19 protein-coding genes are annotated in these 17,166 nt (G+C 59.1%); 11 read left to right on the forward strand and 8 right to left on the reverse strand.

Annotation, left to right across the window (positions count from 1 at the left end):
- Nucleotides 1-49 precede the first annotated feature (49 nt).
- The 4 genes from rhtA to MHH62_RS06620 all read left to right on the forward strand — a co-directional run bounded on the left by rhtA (nucleotide 50) and on the right by MHH62_RS06620 (nucleotide 2,837).
- Nucleotides 50-937 (forward strand): threonine/homoserine exporter RhtA, encoded by an 888-nt coding sequence (rhtA, locus tag MHH62_RS06605; protein WP_020301052.1) that lies wholly within the window; start codon nucleotides 50-52, stop codon nucleotides 935-937.
- A gap of 163 nt (nucleotides 938-1,100) precedes the next feature.
- Nucleotides 1,101-1,382 (forward strand): hypothetical protein, encoded by a 282-nt coding sequence (locus MHH62_RS06610; protein ID WP_003190182.1) that lies wholly within the window; start codon nucleotides 1,101-1,103, stop codon nucleotides 1,380-1,382.
- 98 nt (nucleotides 1,383-1,480) lie between these two features.
- On the forward strand, nucleotides 1,481-2,212 hold the full coding sequence (locus MHH62_RS06615) for an SDR family oxidoreductase (RefSeq protein WP_014717823.1): 732 nt from the start codon (nucleotides 1,481-1,483) through the stop codon (nucleotides 2,210-2,212).
- 34 nt (nucleotides 2,213-2,246) lie between these two features.
- Complete coding sequence (locus MHH62_RS06620; RefSeq protein WP_032901924.1) at nucleotides 2,247-2,837, forward strand: 2-hydroxychromene-2-carboxylate isomerase; 591 nt, start codon at nucleotides 2,247-2,249, stop codon at nucleotides 2,835-2,837.
- A gap of 38 nt (nucleotides 2,838-2,875) precedes the next feature.
- Here the strand turns inward: MHH62_RS06620 and MHH62_RS06625 are convergent, their stop codons facing one another.
- The 3 genes from MHH62_RS06625 to MHH62_RS06635 form a co-directional block, all read right to left on the reverse strand.
- Nucleotides 2,876-4,684, reverse strand: a complete 1,809-nt coding sequence (locus MHH62_RS06625) for an aminopeptidase P family protein (protein WP_020301054.1) — start codon at nucleotides 4,682-4,684, stop codon at nucleotides 2,876-2,878.
- A gap of 48 nt (nucleotides 4,685-4,732) precedes the next feature.
- On the reverse strand, nucleotides 4,733-5,893 hold the full coding sequence (locus tag MHH62_RS06630) for an aminotransferase class V-fold PLP-dependent enzyme (protein WP_339232714.1): 1,161 nt from the start codon (nucleotides 5,891-5,893) through the stop codon (nucleotides 4,733-4,735).
- Nucleotides 5,894-6,125: 232 nt separating this feature from the next.
- Nucleotides 6,126-6,392, reverse strand: a complete 267-nt coding sequence (locus MHH62_RS06635; protein ID WP_032904559.1) for a lipoprotein — start codon at nucleotides 6,390-6,392, stop codon at nucleotides 6,126-6,128.
- Between the two features lie 267 nt (nucleotides 6,393-6,659).
- On the opposite strand from MHH62_RS06635, the gene MHH62_RS06640 reads away from it, so the two are divergent.
- Nucleotides 6,660-7,757 (forward strand): sigma 54-interacting transcriptional regulator, encoded by a 1,098-nt coding sequence (locus MHH62_RS06640; RefSeq protein ID WP_019817255.1) that lies wholly within the window; start codon nucleotides 6,660-6,662, stop codon nucleotides 7,755-7,757.
- Here the strand turns inward: MHH62_RS06640 and MHH62_RS06645 are convergent.
- Complete coding sequence (locus MHH62_RS06645; protein WP_019817256.1) at nucleotides 7,746-8,111, reverse strand: antibiotic biosynthesis monooxygenase; 366 nt, start codon at nucleotides 8,109-8,111, stop codon at nucleotides 7,746-7,748. The two genes, MHH62_RS06640 and MHH62_RS06645, sit on opposite strands and share 12 nt — an antisense overlap.
- A 99-nt stretch (nucleotides 8,112-8,210) precedes the next feature.
- On the opposite strand from MHH62_RS06645, the gene soxR reads away from it, so the two are divergent.
- Nucleotides 8,211-8,666, forward strand: a complete 456-nt coding sequence (soxR, locus tag MHH62_RS06650; RefSeq protein WP_014717816.1) for a redox-sensitive transcriptional activator SoxR — start codon at nucleotides 8,211-8,213, stop codon at nucleotides 8,664-8,666.
- Between the two features lie 74 nt (nucleotides 8,667-8,740).
- The gene (locus MHH62_RS06655; protein WP_020301059.1) at nucleotides 8,741-9,199 is read left to right on the forward strand and encodes a VOC family protein; all 459 of its coding nucleotides are present in this window, start codon (nucleotides 8,741-8,743) and stop codon (nucleotides 9,197-9,199) included.
- Between the two features lie 106 nt (nucleotides 9,200-9,305).
- On the opposite strand, the gene MHH62_RS06660 is transcribed toward MHH62_RS06655, so the two are convergent.
- From MHH62_RS06660 to MHH62_RS06675, 4 genes are read right to left on the reverse strand one after another with little or no spacing between them, the layout of a single operon-like run.
- Nucleotides 9,306-10,538 (reverse strand): MFS transporter, encoded by a 1,233-nt coding sequence (locus MHH62_RS06660; RefSeq protein ID WP_020301060.1) that lies wholly within the window; start codon nucleotides 10,536-10,538, stop codon nucleotides 9,306-9,308.
- Nucleotides 10,535-11,251, reverse strand: coding sequence for a 2OG-Fe dioxygenase family protein (locus MHH62_RS06665; RefSeq protein WP_020301061.1), 717 nt, complete (start codon nucleotides 11,249-11,251; stop codon nucleotides 10,535-10,537). The genes MHH62_RS06660 and MHH62_RS06665 overlap by 4 nt, the downstream gene beginning before the upstream one ends.
- Before the next feature lie 4 nt (nucleotides 11,252-11,255).
- The gene (locus MHH62_RS06670) at nucleotides 11,256-12,623 is read right to left on the reverse strand and encodes an ATP-grasp domain-containing protein (protein ID WP_020301062.1); all 1,368 of its coding nucleotides are present in this window, start codon (nucleotides 12,621-12,623) and stop codon (nucleotides 11,256-11,258) included.
- On the reverse strand, nucleotides 12,620-13,777 hold the full coding sequence (locus MHH62_RS06675; protein WP_014717811.1) for a radical SAM protein: 1,158 nt from the start codon (nucleotides 13,775-13,777) through the stop codon (nucleotides 12,620-12,622). The genes MHH62_RS06670 and MHH62_RS06675 overlap by 4 nt, the downstream gene beginning before the upstream one ends.
- A 760-nt stretch (nucleotides 13,778-14,537) precedes the next feature.
- On the opposite strand from MHH62_RS06675, the gene MHH62_RS06680 reads away from it, so the two are divergent.
- The 4 genes from MHH62_RS06680 to MHH62_RS06695 are packed head-to-tail and all read left to right on the forward strand — an operon-like array spanning nucleotide 14,538 to nucleotide 17,150.
- Nucleotides 14,538-15,740 carry a PepSY domain-containing protein gene (locus MHH62_RS06680; RefSeq protein WP_032901929.1) on the forward strand — a complete coding sequence of 401 codons (1,203 nt, stop codon included), beginning with the start codon at nucleotides 14,538-14,540 and terminating at the stop codon, nucleotides 15,738-15,740.
- Nucleotides 15,737-16,273 carry a hypothetical protein gene (locus MHH62_RS06685; RefSeq protein WP_019817260.1) on the forward strand — a complete coding sequence of 179 codons (537 nt, stop codon included), beginning with the start codon at nucleotides 15,737-15,739 and terminating at the stop codon, nucleotides 16,271-16,273. Before MHH62_RS06680 ends, MHH62_RS06685 begins: the two co-directional genes overlap by 4 nt.
- Nucleotides 16,270-16,593 (forward strand): hypothetical protein, encoded by a 324-nt coding sequence (locus tag MHH62_RS06690; protein ID WP_020301064.1) that lies wholly within the window; start codon nucleotides 16,270-16,272, stop codon nucleotides 16,591-16,593. Before MHH62_RS06685 ends, MHH62_RS06690 begins: the two co-directional genes overlap by 4 nt.
- Entirely contained in the window at nucleotides 16,590-17,150 is a 561-nt protein-coding gene (locus MHH62_RS06695) for a DUF6162 family protein (RefSeq protein ID WP_014717807.1), read from the forward strand. Before MHH62_RS06690 ends, MHH62_RS06695 begins: the two co-directional genes overlap by 4 nt.
- Nucleotides 17,151-17,166: the final 16 nt, after the last annotated feature.

Raw genomic sequence — 17,166 nt, forward strand, 5'->3', positions numbered from 1 at the left:
ATCATAGCGCCACGTATTTATCGATCATGACTTCGGAAGAACTCCCGCAATGACCACCCCTCCTCGCCGCCTGGCATCCGCATTGTTTCCGATCGGCCTGCTATTGATCGCCATGGCGTCCATCCAATCCGGTGCGTCATTGGCCAAAAGCATGTTTCCTATTGTTGGCGCACAAGGCACCACTGCTCTGCGTTTGATTTTCGCCAGTGTGATCATGCTGGTGCTATTACGCCCATGGCGCGCCACGCTGACGGCCAAGTCCTTACGCACGGTGATCATTTACGGGATGGCGCTGGGCGGCATGAACTTCCTCTTCTATATGTCCCTTCGTACCGTACCGCTGGGGATTGCAGTAGCACTCGAATTCACAGGCCCGCTTGCCGTCGCTATCTATGCCTCGCGCAGAGCTGTCGACTTCCTGTGGATTGCCCTGGCGATCATCGGCCTGCTGCTGTTAATTCCGATGGGCGAGGCCAGTAGCGGTATCGACTGGGTCGGCGCGGCTTACGCACTGGGCGCAGGCGGATGCTGGGCCCTCTATATTTTATTCGGCCAAAAGGCTGGGAACGACAATGGTGTTCAGACCGCTGCACTCGGCGTGATGATTGCGGCCCTGTTCGTCGCACCGATCGGCATCGTGCATGCGGGCGCCGCGCTGCTGACGCCCGCCCTGATCCCTGTCGCCATTGGCGTCGCAATTCTGTCCACCGCCTTGCCCTACACCTTGGAGATGGTCGCACTGACTCGCCTTCCCGCTCGCACATTCGGCACGTTGATGAGTATCGAACCGGCGTTCGGCGCCCTCTCCGGCCTGTTCTTTCTGCATGAGCATTTATCCCTGGCCCAATGGCTGGCCATCACCTGCATTATCCTGGCTAGCGTAGGCGCGACGTTGACGATGCGCAACGAATCCAAACCACTGGTGCCTGCCGACTGATCATCTTTAAAGCCAGCTCTGGTATTTGCCGCTCATTTAGGCCATGTTTAGGCCGTAACCGAATGTCATTCATGGAGAATTTCGACACGGACAGCATGAACGCTTCGCTCGAGAGCGAGTAAAGCGGCTCTGTTCTTTTGCAGGGCGGCTATTAAGGATGGGAATGAAACGAATTTTGATACTGTTGCTGGTTGTGGGCATCGCTGGCTGTGCTGCAACCACAAAAACAGAAGTGAAACGGGGTAAAAAAGGGCTGCATATCAACTGTTCAGGCCTGTCCTCCTCCTGGGACCAGTGCTACACCAGTGCAGCCAACTCATGCGGTGCCAAGGGCTACCGGGTGATAGCCAAATCCGGCGATAACTCCGAAGAGCCTGGGGACTATCCCTTCGGCCTCAACCCAGCTGGCTATACCAGCCGCAGTATGATCGTCATCTGCAAATAGCTGCCCGAGCAGTCTTTCCTGACTGCTCATCTTAAATTCAGGCCAGTTGCGGCCCGAAGGCTAAACTCCTGCTCGACCATCGAGCCAATGGAGTTCCCATGCCGCACAACAAGAAAATCGTATTAGTAGTGGGTGCCGGTGACGCGACCGGTGGCGCCATAGCCAAACGCTTTGCCCGCGAAGGCTACATCGCCTGCGTCACCCGTCGCAGCGCCGACAAACTGCAGCCCCTGGTAGACAGCATTCAGTTGGCGGGCGGTGAAGCCCATGGTTTTGCCTGTGATGCACGTAAAGAAGAGGACGTGATCGCTCTGGTCGAGCAAATCGAAACCGAGCTGGGACCTATTGAAGCGTTCGTCTTCAACATCGGCGCCAATGTGCCTTGCAGCATTCTGGAAGAAACCGCACGCAAGTACTTCAAGATCTGGGAGATGGCGTGCTTCTCCGGCTTCCTGAACGCACGGGAAGTCGCCAAGCGGATGGTCACGCGTAACCGCGGCACTATCCTGTTCACCGGAGCCACCGCCGGCTTGCGCGGAAGCGCGGGGTTTGCCGCCTTCGCCGGCGCCAAGCATGGGATACGCGCCCTGGCACAAAGCATGGCGCGGGAGTTAGGCCCGATGAACATCCATGTCGCCCATGTGGTGGTGGACGGTGCCATCGATACCGACTTCATTCGCGAGAACTTCCCGCAAAAATACGCACTCAAGGATCAGGACGCCCTCCTCAACCCTGACCATATTGCCGACAACTACTGGTTCCTGCATCGCCAGCCACGGGACGCCTGGACGTTCGAACTGGACCTGCGCCCCTGGAATGAAACCTGGTGACTCCCTCTATAACAATAAGCAGTGAGTACAGACCATGAGTAAAACCCTGGAGTTCTTCTTTGATCTCGGCAGCCCCGCCACTTACCTGGCCTATACCCAGTTGCCGGCGCTGTGCGCTAAAACCGGCGCACAGGTGGTGTATCAACCGATGCTGTTGGGCGGTGTATTCAAGGCCACGGGCAATGCCTCGCCGATCATGGTGCCCGCCAAGGGGCGCTATATGCTCGATGACCTGGCGCGTTACGCCAAACGCTACAACGTGCCGCTCAGGTTCAACCCGCACTTTCCCATCAATACCTTGGTGCTGATGCGCGCCGTCACCGGCATTCAAATCCACCAGCCTGAGCGCTTCCTCGACTTCATCGACTGCCTGTTCCGCGCACTCTGGGTGGAAGGCCGTCACCTGGGCGACCCAGAGGTCGTGGCCAATGTGCTCACCGAACAGGGGTTCGATCCCGAGCAGGTACTGGCCCTGTCCAATGATGCAGCCGTCAAGGACGCTCTCAAGGACAAAACCGAACAAGCCATTAAGCGCGGCGTGTTCGGCGCTCCCAGTTTCTTTGTAGGAAACCAGCTGTTCTTCGGCCAGGATCGCCTGGACTTTGTGCGTGAAGCCCTCAGCTAGGTGTTGATTGCAGCCGGCAATGCCTTGGCTGCAACCGATCAAATCGCCGCAGTGCGCACCTGCAACCATTCAAGCGCTGCACCATTGAGCAGCGGGCTCAAACGCTCACGCACCTGGGCGTGATACGCGTTGAACCATTCACGCTCATCCGCCGTGAGCAACGACGGCACCAGGCAGCGGGTATCAATTGGGCACAGGGTCAGGGTTTCGAACTTGAGGAATTCGCCAAACTCGGTCTTGCCCGCTTCACGGTTCAACACCAGGTTCTCAATGCGCACGCCCCAACGGCCAGGGCGATAAGTACCCGGTTCAATTGAAGTAATCATCCCTGGCTGCATCGCCGTTTGTGGCGCCGCAGCAGCCTGATAGGCAATGACCTGCGGACCTTCATGTACGTTGAGGAAATAACCCACGCCGTGGCCTGTGCCGTGACCGTAGTCCACGCCTTCTGCCCATATCGGCGCGCGGGCAATGGCATCCAGCAACGGTGAAAGAATGCCCTTGGGGAACTGCGCACGGGACAGAGCAATCACCCCCTTGAGCACCCGCGTGCAATCGCGTTTCTGCTCCTCACTCGGTGTACCGATAGGCACCATCCGCGTGATGTCCGTGGTTCCGCCCAGGTATTGGCCGCCCGAGTCGATCAACAGCAAGCCATCACCTTCGATCAGCGCATGCTCTTCTTCGGTGGCGTGGTAATGCGGCATCGCGCCGTTGGCGTTGAAGGCGGCAATGGTGTTGAAACTTAGCGATACATAGCCTGGGCGGCGAGTACGTGCAGCGGTCAGGTGTTCGTCAATCGTCAGTTCGGTAATGCGCTCGCGACCCAGGGCGCTGTCGAGCCAGGCAAAGAATTCGCACAGCGCCGCACCATCCTGCTCCATGGCTTGGCGGATATGTTCCGCATCCGCCAGGCTCTTGCGGGATTTAGCCAGTGTGGTGGGGTTGAGGCCTTCAACCAGCTTGACGCCCGCGTCGAGGTTTTCCAGCAAGCCGGCGGTGACGCGGGCAGGGTCTACTTGCAAACTTGCGCCCGCCGGTACCGCTCGCAGCGCTTGCGCCACCTCGCTGTAATCACGCAGGGTCACGCCATCCTGCTCAAGCACCGCCCGCAGTTGCGCATCGACCTTGCCCAACGCCACAAACAAAGTGGCCTGTTGCTGATTGATCAAGGCAAAGGACACAAACACCGGATTGAACGACACATCAGCGCCGCGCAGGTTGAATAGCCAGGCGATGTCATCCAGCGTCGCGATGAAATGCCAATCGGCGCCCTTGTCTTTCAAACTGGCACGCAAGGCGGCCAGTTTCTCGCCACGACTGACGGTGGCTTGGGGCGGCAGATGCTGATAGATCGGCTGGTTCGGCAACGCTGGGCGGTCTTGCCAGACTTCATCGAGCACATCGATATCGGTACGCAGACGCGCGCCACGCTCGGCCAATTTGCCACCCAGGGTACGTGCCGAGGCCACGGCCATGACCGCACCGTCCACCGCCACCACGCCACCCTCAGGGGTTTGCTCGGCCAGCCACTCCAGCGGCCCGGGCTGACCCGGTTGCAGCTTCACCAGCTCGATACCGCTGCCCTTGAGCTCCTTGGTCGCCTGTTCCCAATAACGGCTATCCGCCCAGACCCCGGCGAACTCCGCCGTGACGATCAGAGTGCCCACCGAGCCATGAAAACCGGACAACCACTGGCGCCCTTGCCAGTAACCCGGCAAATATTCGGACAAATGCGGGTCCGCCGATGGCACCAGCAAGGCATGAATGCCTTCGCGGCGCATCAGTTCACGGGTGTGCGCCAGGCGCTGGGGAACCGTTCCATGGGTCAAAGGCTGCGTACTCATTGTGTCTCCTGCTAACCACTAATAATTGTTATGTATTGCGATGATAAATCAGACTGCCCAGAACGCTGGCGCACTCGCCAATGCGGCCTTGATCAACTGCGCGGCCTGGTCGATATCCTGTTCGGTGGTAAACCTGCCCAGGCTCAAGCGAATAGTGCGAGCGGCACTGCGAGCGTCATGCCCCAAGGCCAGAAGCACATGGGACGGCGCATTGCTGGCCGAATTGCACGCTGAAGTCGCGGAAAAGGCAATGCCTGCACTCAATGCGGCTGAATTGAATTCGCCTTCGCTGAAGGTAAGGCTCAATGTGTGTGGAATACGCTGGGTTGAGCTGCCATTAAGACGCAAGCCGGCAACCGACGCCAATTGATCCAGCAAGCGCTGGCGCAGCGCGACAATCGTGGCCTTCTCATCCTCGAAAGACGTCGCCGCCAGAGCAAACGCCGCGCCCATGCCGGCAATCTGATGAGTCGCCAGGGTGCCGGAGCGCAAACCGCCTTCGTGGCCCCCCCCGTGAATCTGCGCCAATACCTTCTGCTGCGCCCGAGGCCCGACATATAACGCGCCGATACCCTTGGGCCCATACAGCTTGTGAGCAGAGAACGACATCAAGTCCACCGGCCACCGGGCCAGGTCGATAGCCACTTTGCCTGCCCCTTGCGCCGCGTCCACATGGAACAACGCGCCGTGCTCACGTACCCGCGCACCAATGGCCGGGATATCGTTGAGGGTGCCCAGTTCGTTGTTGACCAGCATCAGCGAGACAAGAAAGGTATCCTCGCGCAAGGCTTCGCTGACCGCTTCGACGCTGATCAAGCCGTCTGCATCCGGTACCAGGTAAGTCACTGCCACTCCGGCTTCCTGCAATTGCCGCGCGGTGTCCAGCGTGGCCTTGTGTTCGATCTGGCTGGTGATGATATGCCCACCCGCCACACCACGGGCCTGGGCCACGCCCTTGAGCGCAAGGTTGTTGGATTCCGTGGCACCGGAGGTCCAGACTATCTGCTCGGGCTCGGCCACCACCAACTCGGCTACCTGGCGACGCGCCTGTTCAACCTTCTGCCGGGCCGCTTGGCCGAATGCATGGGAACTGGACGCAGGGTTGCCGAAGTGGGCGTTGAAACCCAGACACTCGACCATCACCTGGATAACTCGCTCATCCACCGGCGTGGTGGCGGCGTAGTCGAAATACAGCGGACGTTTATTCATGAGGTTAAAACTCGCAGAGCGTATTCCCAAGAACAGCGTCTCGGGGGGCATCGACCAGAACAGAGGTCGTCAGGTTTAACCGATCGAATGCCATTAAAGAAGGTAACTTTATTTAAATGTGCGTAGGAACGCTCCTGGAATTGAGCTTAACAGGCTGAAGTAGCCCCATGGCAAACAAAAAGCCCGAGGTTCCTTGTGGGAAACCTCGGGCTTTTTGCTGCATGAAGCGCGCTCAACTGGGCCGACCATGCAAAACCACGCTGCGCTCGGCGTTCATTTCACCCTGGTGATCAAAGCCGAAGGGCTTTGGCTGGCCAAGCAACGCGGCGCGTTGGCGTTGATAGTCGTCAAACGACAAGCCGCGACGGCCCAGGGCCTCCAAAGCCAACTGCTTGGTTTCCTCGGCCGTATAAGGGCGCATTTCCGGGGATGGCTGGGTCGCACACCCCGCAAGGACAGAGGTGACAAGTAAAAGGGAAACAGCGAGGAAACGGTTCATGGCGATGGCCCTGCGAAGATGGTTTCGAGTCAATGAACACAGGCTACTCCCGCCCCTTCTCGCTGAAAAATCATCGTCCGTGATAGTCGCTATCACGCGTATCGGCGTCCACAGGGGGAACGCCTTTATATTCATTTAAGTTCTATAAATATAGAAACACCTTCATTTACGAATTAAGACGATACCTCTATAAAGACCTTGCGCGCAGCCCACTGTCCACCCGGCAACAGCCCTTCAACAAAGCTTGAATTCCCATGAGAGGTCACCATGCAGCTGTTCACCCTGCCGCCCTCGCCTGCCCTCGCGACCTCGATCCGCGCCACAGCCCAGGTCTTCGAAGACCCAAAGTCCCAGGCCCTGCTCGACCATATCCAGCAAGTGGCCCCCAGCGAGGCCAGCGTGCTGATCATCGGCGAAACCGGCACCGGCAAAGAGCTTGTTGCGCGGCATATCCACCACCTCAGTACGCGGCGAAATCGGCCCTTCGTGGCAGTGAACTGCGGGGCTTTTTCGCAAGCACTAGTGGAAGCCGAGTTGTTCGGCCATGAGAAAGGCGCCTTTACCGGTGCCCTCAGCGCCAAGGCCGGCTGGTTCGAAGAGGCTGACGGCGGCACCTTGTTTCTGGATGAGATCGGCGATTTGCCGATGGCCATCCAGGTCAAACTGCTGCGGGTGCTACAGGAGCGTGAGGTGGTGCGCCTGGGTTCGCGCAAAAGCATTGCAATCGATGTGCGAGTCCTGGCCGCCACCAATGTACAACTGGAACAGGCCATCAACGCCGGGCATTTCCGTGAAGACCTCTACTACCGCCTCAATGTAGTCAGCCTGGAACTGAGCCCGCTGCGCGAACGTACCGGCGATATCCTGCCGCTGACCCGGCACTTCATCCAAACCTACAGCCAGCGCCTGGGCTACGGTCCGATCAGCGTGAGCCACGAGGCCGAGCACAAGCTCAAGCGCTACAGCTGGCCGGGTAATATCCGTGAGCTGGAAAACGTGATTCATCACACCCTGCTGGTCTGCCGCAACGCTGTGATCGAACCCGACGACCTGCGCCTGTCGAACCTGCGCATCGAACGCCAGAACGACAGCGACACCGATACCTGTGCAGAAGCCCTGCTGGCGCGGGCGTTTCAAAGGCTCTTCGAGGAACAGTCCGGCGCCCTGCATGAAAAGGTCGAGGACGCCTTATTGCGCGCTGCTTATCACTTCAGCCACTACAACCAGGTACACACCGCCACCTTGCTGGGACTGAGCCGCAACGTCGCTCGCGCTCGCCTGATCAAGATCGGCGAACTGGCGGTCAACAAGCGCAGGCCCGGGAAAAATGCGCAAGGCGAACGGATGCTGCACCTATCCATTTAGTCGGCAGTGCAAGGCATCGTCCTGACTGCGCTCAAAACTGCGCAGTACCTGGAATGCGCCAAAGGTCACGGCCGTGGCCCGGTGGGCGCGGATCAGCGTCCAGAAATCTTCGCCGCCCTGCTCAAAACATTTGAAGGCCGCCTCACCCTCTTCCCGCGATTGCCATTGCAAGTAATTGAGCACCCTGCGTCCGTCATCGCTGACCTGTACGCTGGCACTCAAGAAGCCGCCATGGCGCACGGCCAGACGCTCGCTCTGGGTGGTCAAGGCGGCCACCAGGGCGGATTGCTGACGGGGTTCGATGTGAAACTCGATCAGCTGAGTGAAGCTGCGACTCTTCTCTGATACCTGCATGAAAACCCCCTCTCTCTGTAGGAAGAATCTTGCGATTCGATGCCACGCAGGGTAAAACCTCTAGTTAAGTCGAGGTCAAGCACTGTTTGGGAGCCTTACATGCTCAGCAACGAACTCAGCGTCGGTCAGTTGGCCGCTCGCAGCGGCGTGGCGGTCACCGCGCTGCACTTCTACGAATCCAAAGGGCTGATCAAGAGCAATCGCAATGCCGGCAATCAACGACGATATCCACGGGATGTACTGCGCCGGGTGGTGCTGATCAAAATCGCCCAACGTCTGGGCATTCCGCTGGCGACCATTGGCGAGGCCTTGCGGGCCCTGCCCGATGGGCGCACACCGAACGCTCACGACTGGGAACGGCTGTCGGCGTTGTGGCGTGAAGATCTGGATGAGCGCATCAACAAACTGATGCTGCTGCGCGACAAGCTCAATGGTTGCATCGGGTGCGGGTGCCTGTCGATGGAGGCGTGCCCGCTGCGCAATCACGATGACCAGCTGGGTGAGCGTGGCCCTGGTGCGCAGTTGCTGGAGCCCACGCCTGATGCTGATCGGTAAAGCCAGTTGCGCAATGCAACGTGACCTATAGTGAAAAGGCTGTAACCCCATAACCACAATCAAAGGAGAACGTTATGAGCGTTAAACCTATTCCCGAGGGTTATCACGGCATTACCCCCTATCTGGGCATCAACGAGGCCGCAAAGGCGATCGAGTTCTACAAGAAGGCCTTTGGCGCCTCAGTGTTCATGCGCCTGGACATGCCCGACGGCAGGGTCGGCCATGCGGAGCTGCGTATTGGCGAAGCAGTGATCATGCTGGGCACGCCCTGCGACGAAACAGCCCTGCGCAATCCGGACGCACACCCCAGTGTCGGCCTGCACCTGTATGTGAATGACGTGGACGAACAATTCAAACAGGCGGTTGATGCCGGCGCCAACATAGTGTCTACGCCGCAGGATCAGTTCTATGGGGATCGCTCGGCGAGTGTGACGGATCCGTTCGGGCACCTGTGGTTCCTGGCCACCCATAAGGAGGACCTGACCGAGGAGCAAATCCGCCAGCGTGCCATGGAGATGTTCAAGCAACATTAACCCTGTGGGCGTGAGCTTGCTCGCGCCTGCAACACGCCACGCCTTGCCCCAGGTTCCAACCGGCCTGCTCCGGCAAAGTAAAGGCCTGCGTGGCGTTTGGAACACTTCAAGGGTTTGTCGATCTGACACCCCGGTAGGCATTGCGCCCCAGCCATATCGTCATGACCAACAAGGCGGTCAATGGCAGCCCATGGAACAACACGATCACCTGGGCCGGCGTCCACGTCACATAGAACGGCCCGACCACCAGCATGCCCACGCCAAAACCGGCCATCTGGATCAGGGTCAAGAGGCTGAACAGCGGCAAGCGCAAGCTATCGGGCTCGCTTTGCGCACGGGAGATCAACGCCACCTCGGACAATCCATCGCCCAGCCCCGCCCACACCACCAGCAACAGCGCCAGCCACAGTTCGGTCTGCTGGAATGTCAGGATAAAGCCGCTGGACATCAACGCCACACCGAGCATGAACAAGCGCTCCATGCCTTGGGTGCCACGACCTTTCAACACTGCACTGGCGATGCGCGCGCCAACAAACTTGCCACAGGCCCACACGGCCAGCAGATAGCCCATGACCGTTTTGGCCGTGTCCGGTGAAATGTACTGCGACAGCACTGGCCAACCGACGTTATGGGCCGCGCTGCCGAGGGTGTCTAACATGCTGATCAGCAACATCGCAGCCAGCACCGGCGCACCGCGCAACCCCTTGGTCAGCTCATGCCATTCGGCGGCGAGTCCGCGACGCGCGGCAACAGCAACGCTAAACAACGCGCGCAAGGGCAAGACCAGGCAAGCGGCAATCACATAGGTGCCGATGTTGACCGCAAACACCGCTTCAAATCCGCCCGTGGCGATCAGCAAGCCGGAGAGCAAACTGCCGAAGACCGCGCCGGTGGCGGCCGCCGAGGTGATCCATGCGTTGGTATTCACCCGCTGCTCAAGCGCGACCCAAGTGGGCAACTGACTGTTGAGGCCAATGGCAAACAGCGAATTGCACAGGCCGATACCGAAGGCGATAAAGGGAAGAAGGGTAAGTTGATGGGCCGGTAACAACACCAGCAGCGGCATCAGCAACAGCGCCCGGGCCAGGTCCAACCCCGCCAACGTCCCACGCCCGGCAAACCGCCGGAAAAACGGAATGCCAAACAGGCTCGCGACAATCCCGCCGGTGACCCGGCACGCCAGGAAGATGCTGACAAACACCACGCTCTGGCTGAGCCAGTACACATAAGTGGACAACGCCACCATGTTAAGGAATGCGCCAAAATCCGACACACCGCGGGCAAAGATGATCAGGCGAGCGTTGCGGGTCGACAGATTCAGTTGTTGATCGTGACTCATGCAGGCTGTGCCCCCTCGACACTGCGCAGGCTTACCAAGAGCACATCGCGCCAGGCCGGGTCCGTCTCTACCCGCGGTCGCACCTCCCCGGCCCGATGATAGAACCCACGGTCGTTGATCACGATAGTCTCCAGAAATTTCTCCATCGGCAGTTTCAGTAGCCGGCTGTGCTCCGTTTCGTCGGCAAACACCTCCGACACCACCGGCACCGTGTTGCATTCGCCAATAAAGTGCATGAACACCCAATCCAGGCCGTCCTGGTGAATCCCCGATGTGGTCGGGCTGCTCGATGACACGTCCGCCCGCACCCGGAACTGATGGATATCGATCGTATAGGTCTGTTCGCCCAGGTGCGGGGCAATCACCGCGAGGTCCGTCGCCAGCAGCTTGTGCATGAGGGGATGCTCGATAAAGCCCTCCTCGCTATAGCTCAGGTGATTCACGCCCTGGCGATAGTTCACCGCGTAGGTGACCGGCGATTTGAACGCCGTATTCCTGTCGATCTGCAATTGCCGTGACGGTAACAGACGATAGCGCAAGATGCGCCGTTCGCGGTGGGTGTAAGTCCTGAACGCCTCGTCGCGCACCAGGTTATCCCAATACGCGCGAAAGCTTTGTTCCTCACCGGGTTCAACGTTGACCAGTTCGCGAAAGTCCGGGCGATGACAGAAGTGATGTTCGCGCAAAAGCGCCGAGATCTGAGGGATGTCCATATCGCTATCCTGCAACCGGTGGATCGATGAGGATGCGCAGATGTTGCTGCAACGCATCGTGCAAGGCATGGGCGTCGGCGGCATTGCCAACCTGGGCCCAGCATTTGAGCAAATAATGCTCCTCGATATCCGCGTCAATGTAGTGGCCGGGGTCCTGCGGGGCGTATTCCAGCACCGAGCGGTGTTGGTCGAGGAACTGCAGGCCGTCAATGCCCCTGAAAAGGCCACTGTGCTGCGGATAAATCGCCAGCATCGCGTAGTGTTGCCCCGCATCGGCAACCTTATGTGCGCCAGCCTCCAACTGTGCATTGATGCCCTTCTCGCCCAACAACAATCCCATGTACAGCTGATAAGGATCGATACCGGCCAGGTCGCGGAACGCCGAGTTCACATACAGTCCGCCCAGACGCGGGTTGATCTCGATGGCCACCGGCCCTGCGTCCGTCATACGAAACTCGAAATGCACCACAGCGTTGGTCAGGCCCACCGCGTGCAGGCAGTCCACCGCGTACTGGCGGATCTGCTCGCACTGGGCCTGGCTGAACGACGTCGGCGGGGAAATCAGCAGGTTCTCCAGGACCGTGCCGCTGCGCTCGGTCAGCAGCAGTTTTTCATTGATCAGCAGCGGATGGACACGCTCGCCGACAATCACACATTCCACACTGCCTTCGATGCCAGGAATATAACCTTCCAGCAGAATGCTGTGGCCTGGCAAGTATTCACGCCGCAGCCCATCCTCAAGCGGCAGGGCGTGCGCACAGCCGTAGAAGTCCGCATAAGCGGCGGCGCCATGATCACTTACGAAATGCCAATAGTGGCTGCGTAGCTCCTCCCAGCTCGAGCATTTTTTGATAAACGCCGAAGCCCCCCCAAAGGGCGGTTTGGCGATCAGTGGATAACCCACGCGCTCGGCGCCTTGCTGGAGTTCCTGTTCGTTGTTGCACAGCACGAACGGTACCGAACGCAATTGATGCTGTTTCAACACGCGGCGCATCAAGAACTTGTTATTGCACGCGGCAATCGCCTCCGGGTGGCTGTAGACCAAGCCCAACCGCTGACACGCCTGCGCGACGATACAGCCCACCTCCCCTTGTGCGGACGGGTGCCCGGCCTGGCAGAAAATCCCACGCACCTGATAACGCCCGTCCAACTGTCCGACCAACTCCAGGACAGACTGCTCACTGAGCGTTTCGAGCAGGAACACTTCGTCACTGTCGTCCCTGAGACGTTGCAGGTGCTTGCGCCCCGCCACGGCGGCCGTCAAACACGCCAAACCGTGGGCGCGGGCCACCGTGAAATGCGGTTCCCGGTAGCGGTAGCGAGCGCAAGCACTGTCATCTACATCAATAAACAGAATCGCACCCTGTTTCATACCGCATCCTGCCAACTGCACCATTGGCCCTCCCAGTTGCGAAAACGGTAAGTCCGCTGCCCATCGCGGACTTCAAAATGCGGTAAGTCTTCAGGCTTTTCAAAGTCCAACAATGGCACGGTGAACTTGCCTTGTGCATGAGGCAGTACATACTCGGGCAGGGCAATATTCGATACACGGCGTTTGAGCCGATCCATGATGGCGATGGCTTGGCTGATCGACGCCTTATACTCTGAAGCACCGGGTGAAAACGGCATGAAGTGATATAAGTAATATGGCTTTACGCCCAAACGATAAAGATCAATGAATAATTTATGCAACGTCGCTTCATCATCATTCACGCCACGCAACAGCGGCATGTTAGAGAATACAATCGGGACCACACCCTGAATCCGTTTAACCGCGACGGCAAAATCAGCACTGAGCTCAAGCGGGTGGCAGACATGCACACCAAATGCATTGACCTTGTACTTCTCCAGCATCGCCACCAACTCATCGGTCACGCGAAACGGGTTGAAACTCAAGGCCCGCGAATGGATGCGTATCAGCAGATCATCACGAATGCCGCGCAATGCGGCCAGCATCTCCTCAAGCTTGCGGTCGGCCAGCATCAGTGGGTCACCGCCGCTGAGAATCACCTCTTCAATCGCTGGGTTACCGCGGATGTACTCCACCGAATCCTTGAACGAGTCAGTGTTGGCGTTAGCTTTGTCGGTGCCCACCTGCAGCGTGCGCAGCGCCTCGAAACAGAACTGGCAATAGGCATTGCACGTGTTGGTGGTGCGCAGGATCACGCGGTTGTCGTACTTGTGCTGGCAGATGGGCGTCTTCATCTCATGATTGAGTTCCCAGTTTTCGGAACTGCCGTCGTAGTCGCCCTGCACCTGTTCGCTCCAATACGGTACTACCTGGCGCCACAGGGGGTGGTCCATCACCTCTGCGCTGGTGAGTGAACGCTTGATTAAATCAATGTAATAAGGCGTGATCTGCATCTTGCGATCTTGCAAGTTGTGCTCGATATGCGCCGTTGTGGCCTCGTCCCATCCACCGCAGGCATTGCGCAGTGCAGGTTCATCGCGGATGGCATTCTTCTGCTGCCAACGCCAGTCTTGCCATTGAACTGAACGATGCATGGCTTGATCAAAAATCGACATGAGTTTGAACTCTCTGTTAAGGCATAGGGACGCGTACTTTTCCAGCACAGGAAAAGTATGATTCGCAACAATGACAATCGACGGGCAGGCGACAGACCACAATCAAGTAACTAACTTGATCACCGGCACCAGAGAGATATAACGGTTCACCACGTGATGGCGCGAATAAACGACTAGCACGGTCATGCGATTAACTTCCTTTTTATACTATTGCGACTTCCAAGTCCGCACTCACTAAAGCCGATGCCCGCCACTGTGTCAATACAATAACCTTGTCACTCCTCTGGAATTAACCTGCACCCGCGCCAACACCCCGTAATGACAAGGGGCGCTTTCGTTCAAGCCCAGCTATTTGAAAAACAAATAATACTGAAAGCAACACGCTCAGTGAGTATAGAGAGCGTTATTTCTACTTATATAACTACGTAGCCGCACTTCAGCTGAGCCAGGGGTTGGCCGCGAGGAAGTGGCGCTCAGATGCGTGGCTGCTGACGACATCACACAGCGGCATGATCACGTCCTTGGAGGTCTGCCCCGGCCTAACGCAAGCCGCTGAACGCCTGCGGGCTGGCGTACTGCGTGTTCGATCAGCGCATAAATGCGGCCTGAATGTGAACCTGAAACATTTTCTTTCATATCCACCTTAGGGATTTCTCATGCTCATCCGTCTTAACTTAGATACAGCCTGTCGCGTCAGCAAAAGCTACGACTGGCCTTTTCCGGGCCTCTATTGCCCCCTCCGATCAAGACCCTCATTCATATGTCGAAGAAGTCACGCTCCAAACTCTGGTTTCTCGTCCATAGCTGGCTGGCGTTGCCCATCTGGTTCTTTGTACTGATCGTCTGCGTCACCGGCACGCTGGCCGTGGTGAGCCAGGAAATCGTGTGGCTGGCCAACCCGGATATCCGCGCCAGCAAGCCGTCGGATGACGCTCAGCCGCTGAGCTTTGACCAGGTGATCGCGGCCATCAAGCACGATGAGCCCAAGGCCATCGTCCAGTCCATCATCCGCCCGGATGAATCGCACTTCGCGCTAAGCGTCGGCCTCAGCTACCCGGACGGGCGCTCCGTGGAGGTGTATGCCAATCCCTACACCGGCGCGCTCCAGGGCATCAGCCCCTCATTCAACTTCCAGCAATTCACCCGCGCCCTGCATGGTTGGTGGCTGGTGCCGTTCACCAATGGGTACAGCTGGGGCTGGTACCTGGTGTCTGCGTTGGGCTTGCCGCTGCTGGCTTCACTGGTCACCGGGCTGGTGGTGTACAAGCGCTTCTGGAAAGGCTTCCTGCGCCCTACCCTGCGCATCCGCCACGGTGCGCGGATCTTCTGGGGCGACTTTCACCGCCTGAGTGGCATCTGGTCGATCTGGTTTATCGCGGTCATTTCTATCACCGGCACCTGGTTCCTGATCGAGGCTGTCCTGGGCGACAACCAGATATCCATTTCCAGTGAACCCATCGTGCCAGTGATCGCACGGGATAAGGTGCCGCTGTCGGCGCCGGGCGTGCCGGCACCGATGATCCCTATCGACAAGGCGATCGACATCGCCGCCGAGCGGATCCCCGGCCTGGACGCCAGCTTTGTGTTCATGCCAAGCAACGCCTACAGCCACCTGCAGATCGGCGGGCGTGGCTGGTACCCGTTGATGTTCCAGACCGCACAGCTGAACCCCTATGACGGTGAAGTCGCGGTCTCGAACCTGTTGTCCGACCGTACCCCGCTGGAATTCGTCACCGAGTCGATGCGCCCACTGCACACCGGGGACTTTGGCGGTTTGTGGATCAAGCTGATCTGGGCATTCTTCGGCCTGGTGCTGAGCATGATGGTATTGAGCGGCTTGCTGATCTGGACCAAGCGCACCGCTCTGGCCACCCTCAACGCCCTCAAGCGCGAGGCCAAGACACAACGTCAGCACGCGCCCATCCCGACCATGCACGCCGACACCTCGGAGGCCCAGCGATGAGCAAGGTTGCAACCGTACCGCCGTCCCCGCTGCGCGCCTTTTGGCTGAAATGGCGTTTCCATATCAACATCCTGCTGTTGCTGGTGCCGCTGGGGTTCATGCCCAAATACTTTGCCGACGCCGCGTTGTTTCGCGGGGATACCGGCATCGGCGAGCGCGTGGCCGGGCAGGTGCAAGTCGGTCCCTGGAGCCTGACGCTGGCTGAGTTTCGCAACGAAGGCCCGAGCCCGAACCCGGCTGGCCCGATGAAGTTCTTCAACGCTGCCCTGTGCGATACCTGTGCCGAGCAGGTCAAGGCCACTTACCTGCGTATCGGCAAACCCCGCAGCCTGCGCGCCGCCGGAGTGATCTTCTTCGGCACGCCGTACCGCATGGGCGCCGCCCTGCCGATCCCAGAACGCACCCCGGCGGACGCCGAAATATGGGTGACCATGGAAGGGTGGGACGGCAGCATGCACCAGGGTTCCATCCCGCTGAGCCAGGCCTCGCCTGCCACCATTGCCTGGCTGAACAAGCAAGGAGTCAAACCATGACGTTCAAGCGCTTCACCCGCGCCGCGCTGTTGCTGTGCGCCGGCCTGAGCACCACCGCCTTCGCCCACAACCCGATGTGCGAATGCAAGGAAATCCCCGGCGAGCAGATCCAGTGCAAAGGCGGCTTCTCCGACGGCAGTGGCGCCCCCGGCGTAACCCTGGATGTGATCGGCTACGACGAAACCATCCTGGTGCCGGGCAAGCTCGGCGAAGATTCGACCCTGACCTTCAAGAAGCCCGCCGCCGAGTTCTACGTGCTGTTCGATGCCGGCCCCGGCCACGTGGTGGAAATCGACCAAGCGGATATCCCGTCGCAATGAGTACCACACAGGTTGTACGCCCCGCGGGCGCGGGCCATGAAACCCTTTATGTGTTGCTGTTGTGCCTGATCATCCTCGCGGTGGCGGGCACGGTCGTGGCGCTGCACGGGGAAACCCAGGAAGTCGCGGCAGTGCCCAGCCACCAGCTGGACGCCCGCCGCGACCTGAGCGCCGCCGAGCAAGGCATCTACGCCGACCTGCGGGTGACCCTGGATGAAATCCACCTGTTGCAGCAGGAACACAGCGCCCTGCCGACGCCTGAGCAACTGGCCGAAGAAGGCTTCGCGCCCTTTGCCCAGGATGCCAGTTCGGTCAGCCGTGGCGGCCATCGCTGGCAGCTGCTGGCACCCGCCGCCTACCTGGGCTTGAGCCAGGCGCCGGCCACCAGCGGTTCGCTGCTGATGCGCGTGCAAGGCAGTGAGCCGGATATCTGGCTCAACCGCAGCGCCAACCTTGCCGCCCCTTCCGACCTCACTGACCAGGCGCTGATCGCGGCCGGCTGGCAGCAGGTGGTCGCGCAATTCGATGCTGGCGTCACCCGCCAGCACCGTCACTGAACGAGAAGACCGATTG

It is taken from the genome of Pseudomonas sp. FSL L8-0168 (genome assembly GCF_037976155.1).
Classification (GTDB): Bacteria; Pseudomonadota; Gammaproteobacteria; order Pseudomonadales; family Pseudomonadaceae; genus Aquipseudomonas; species Aquipseudomonas paracarnis.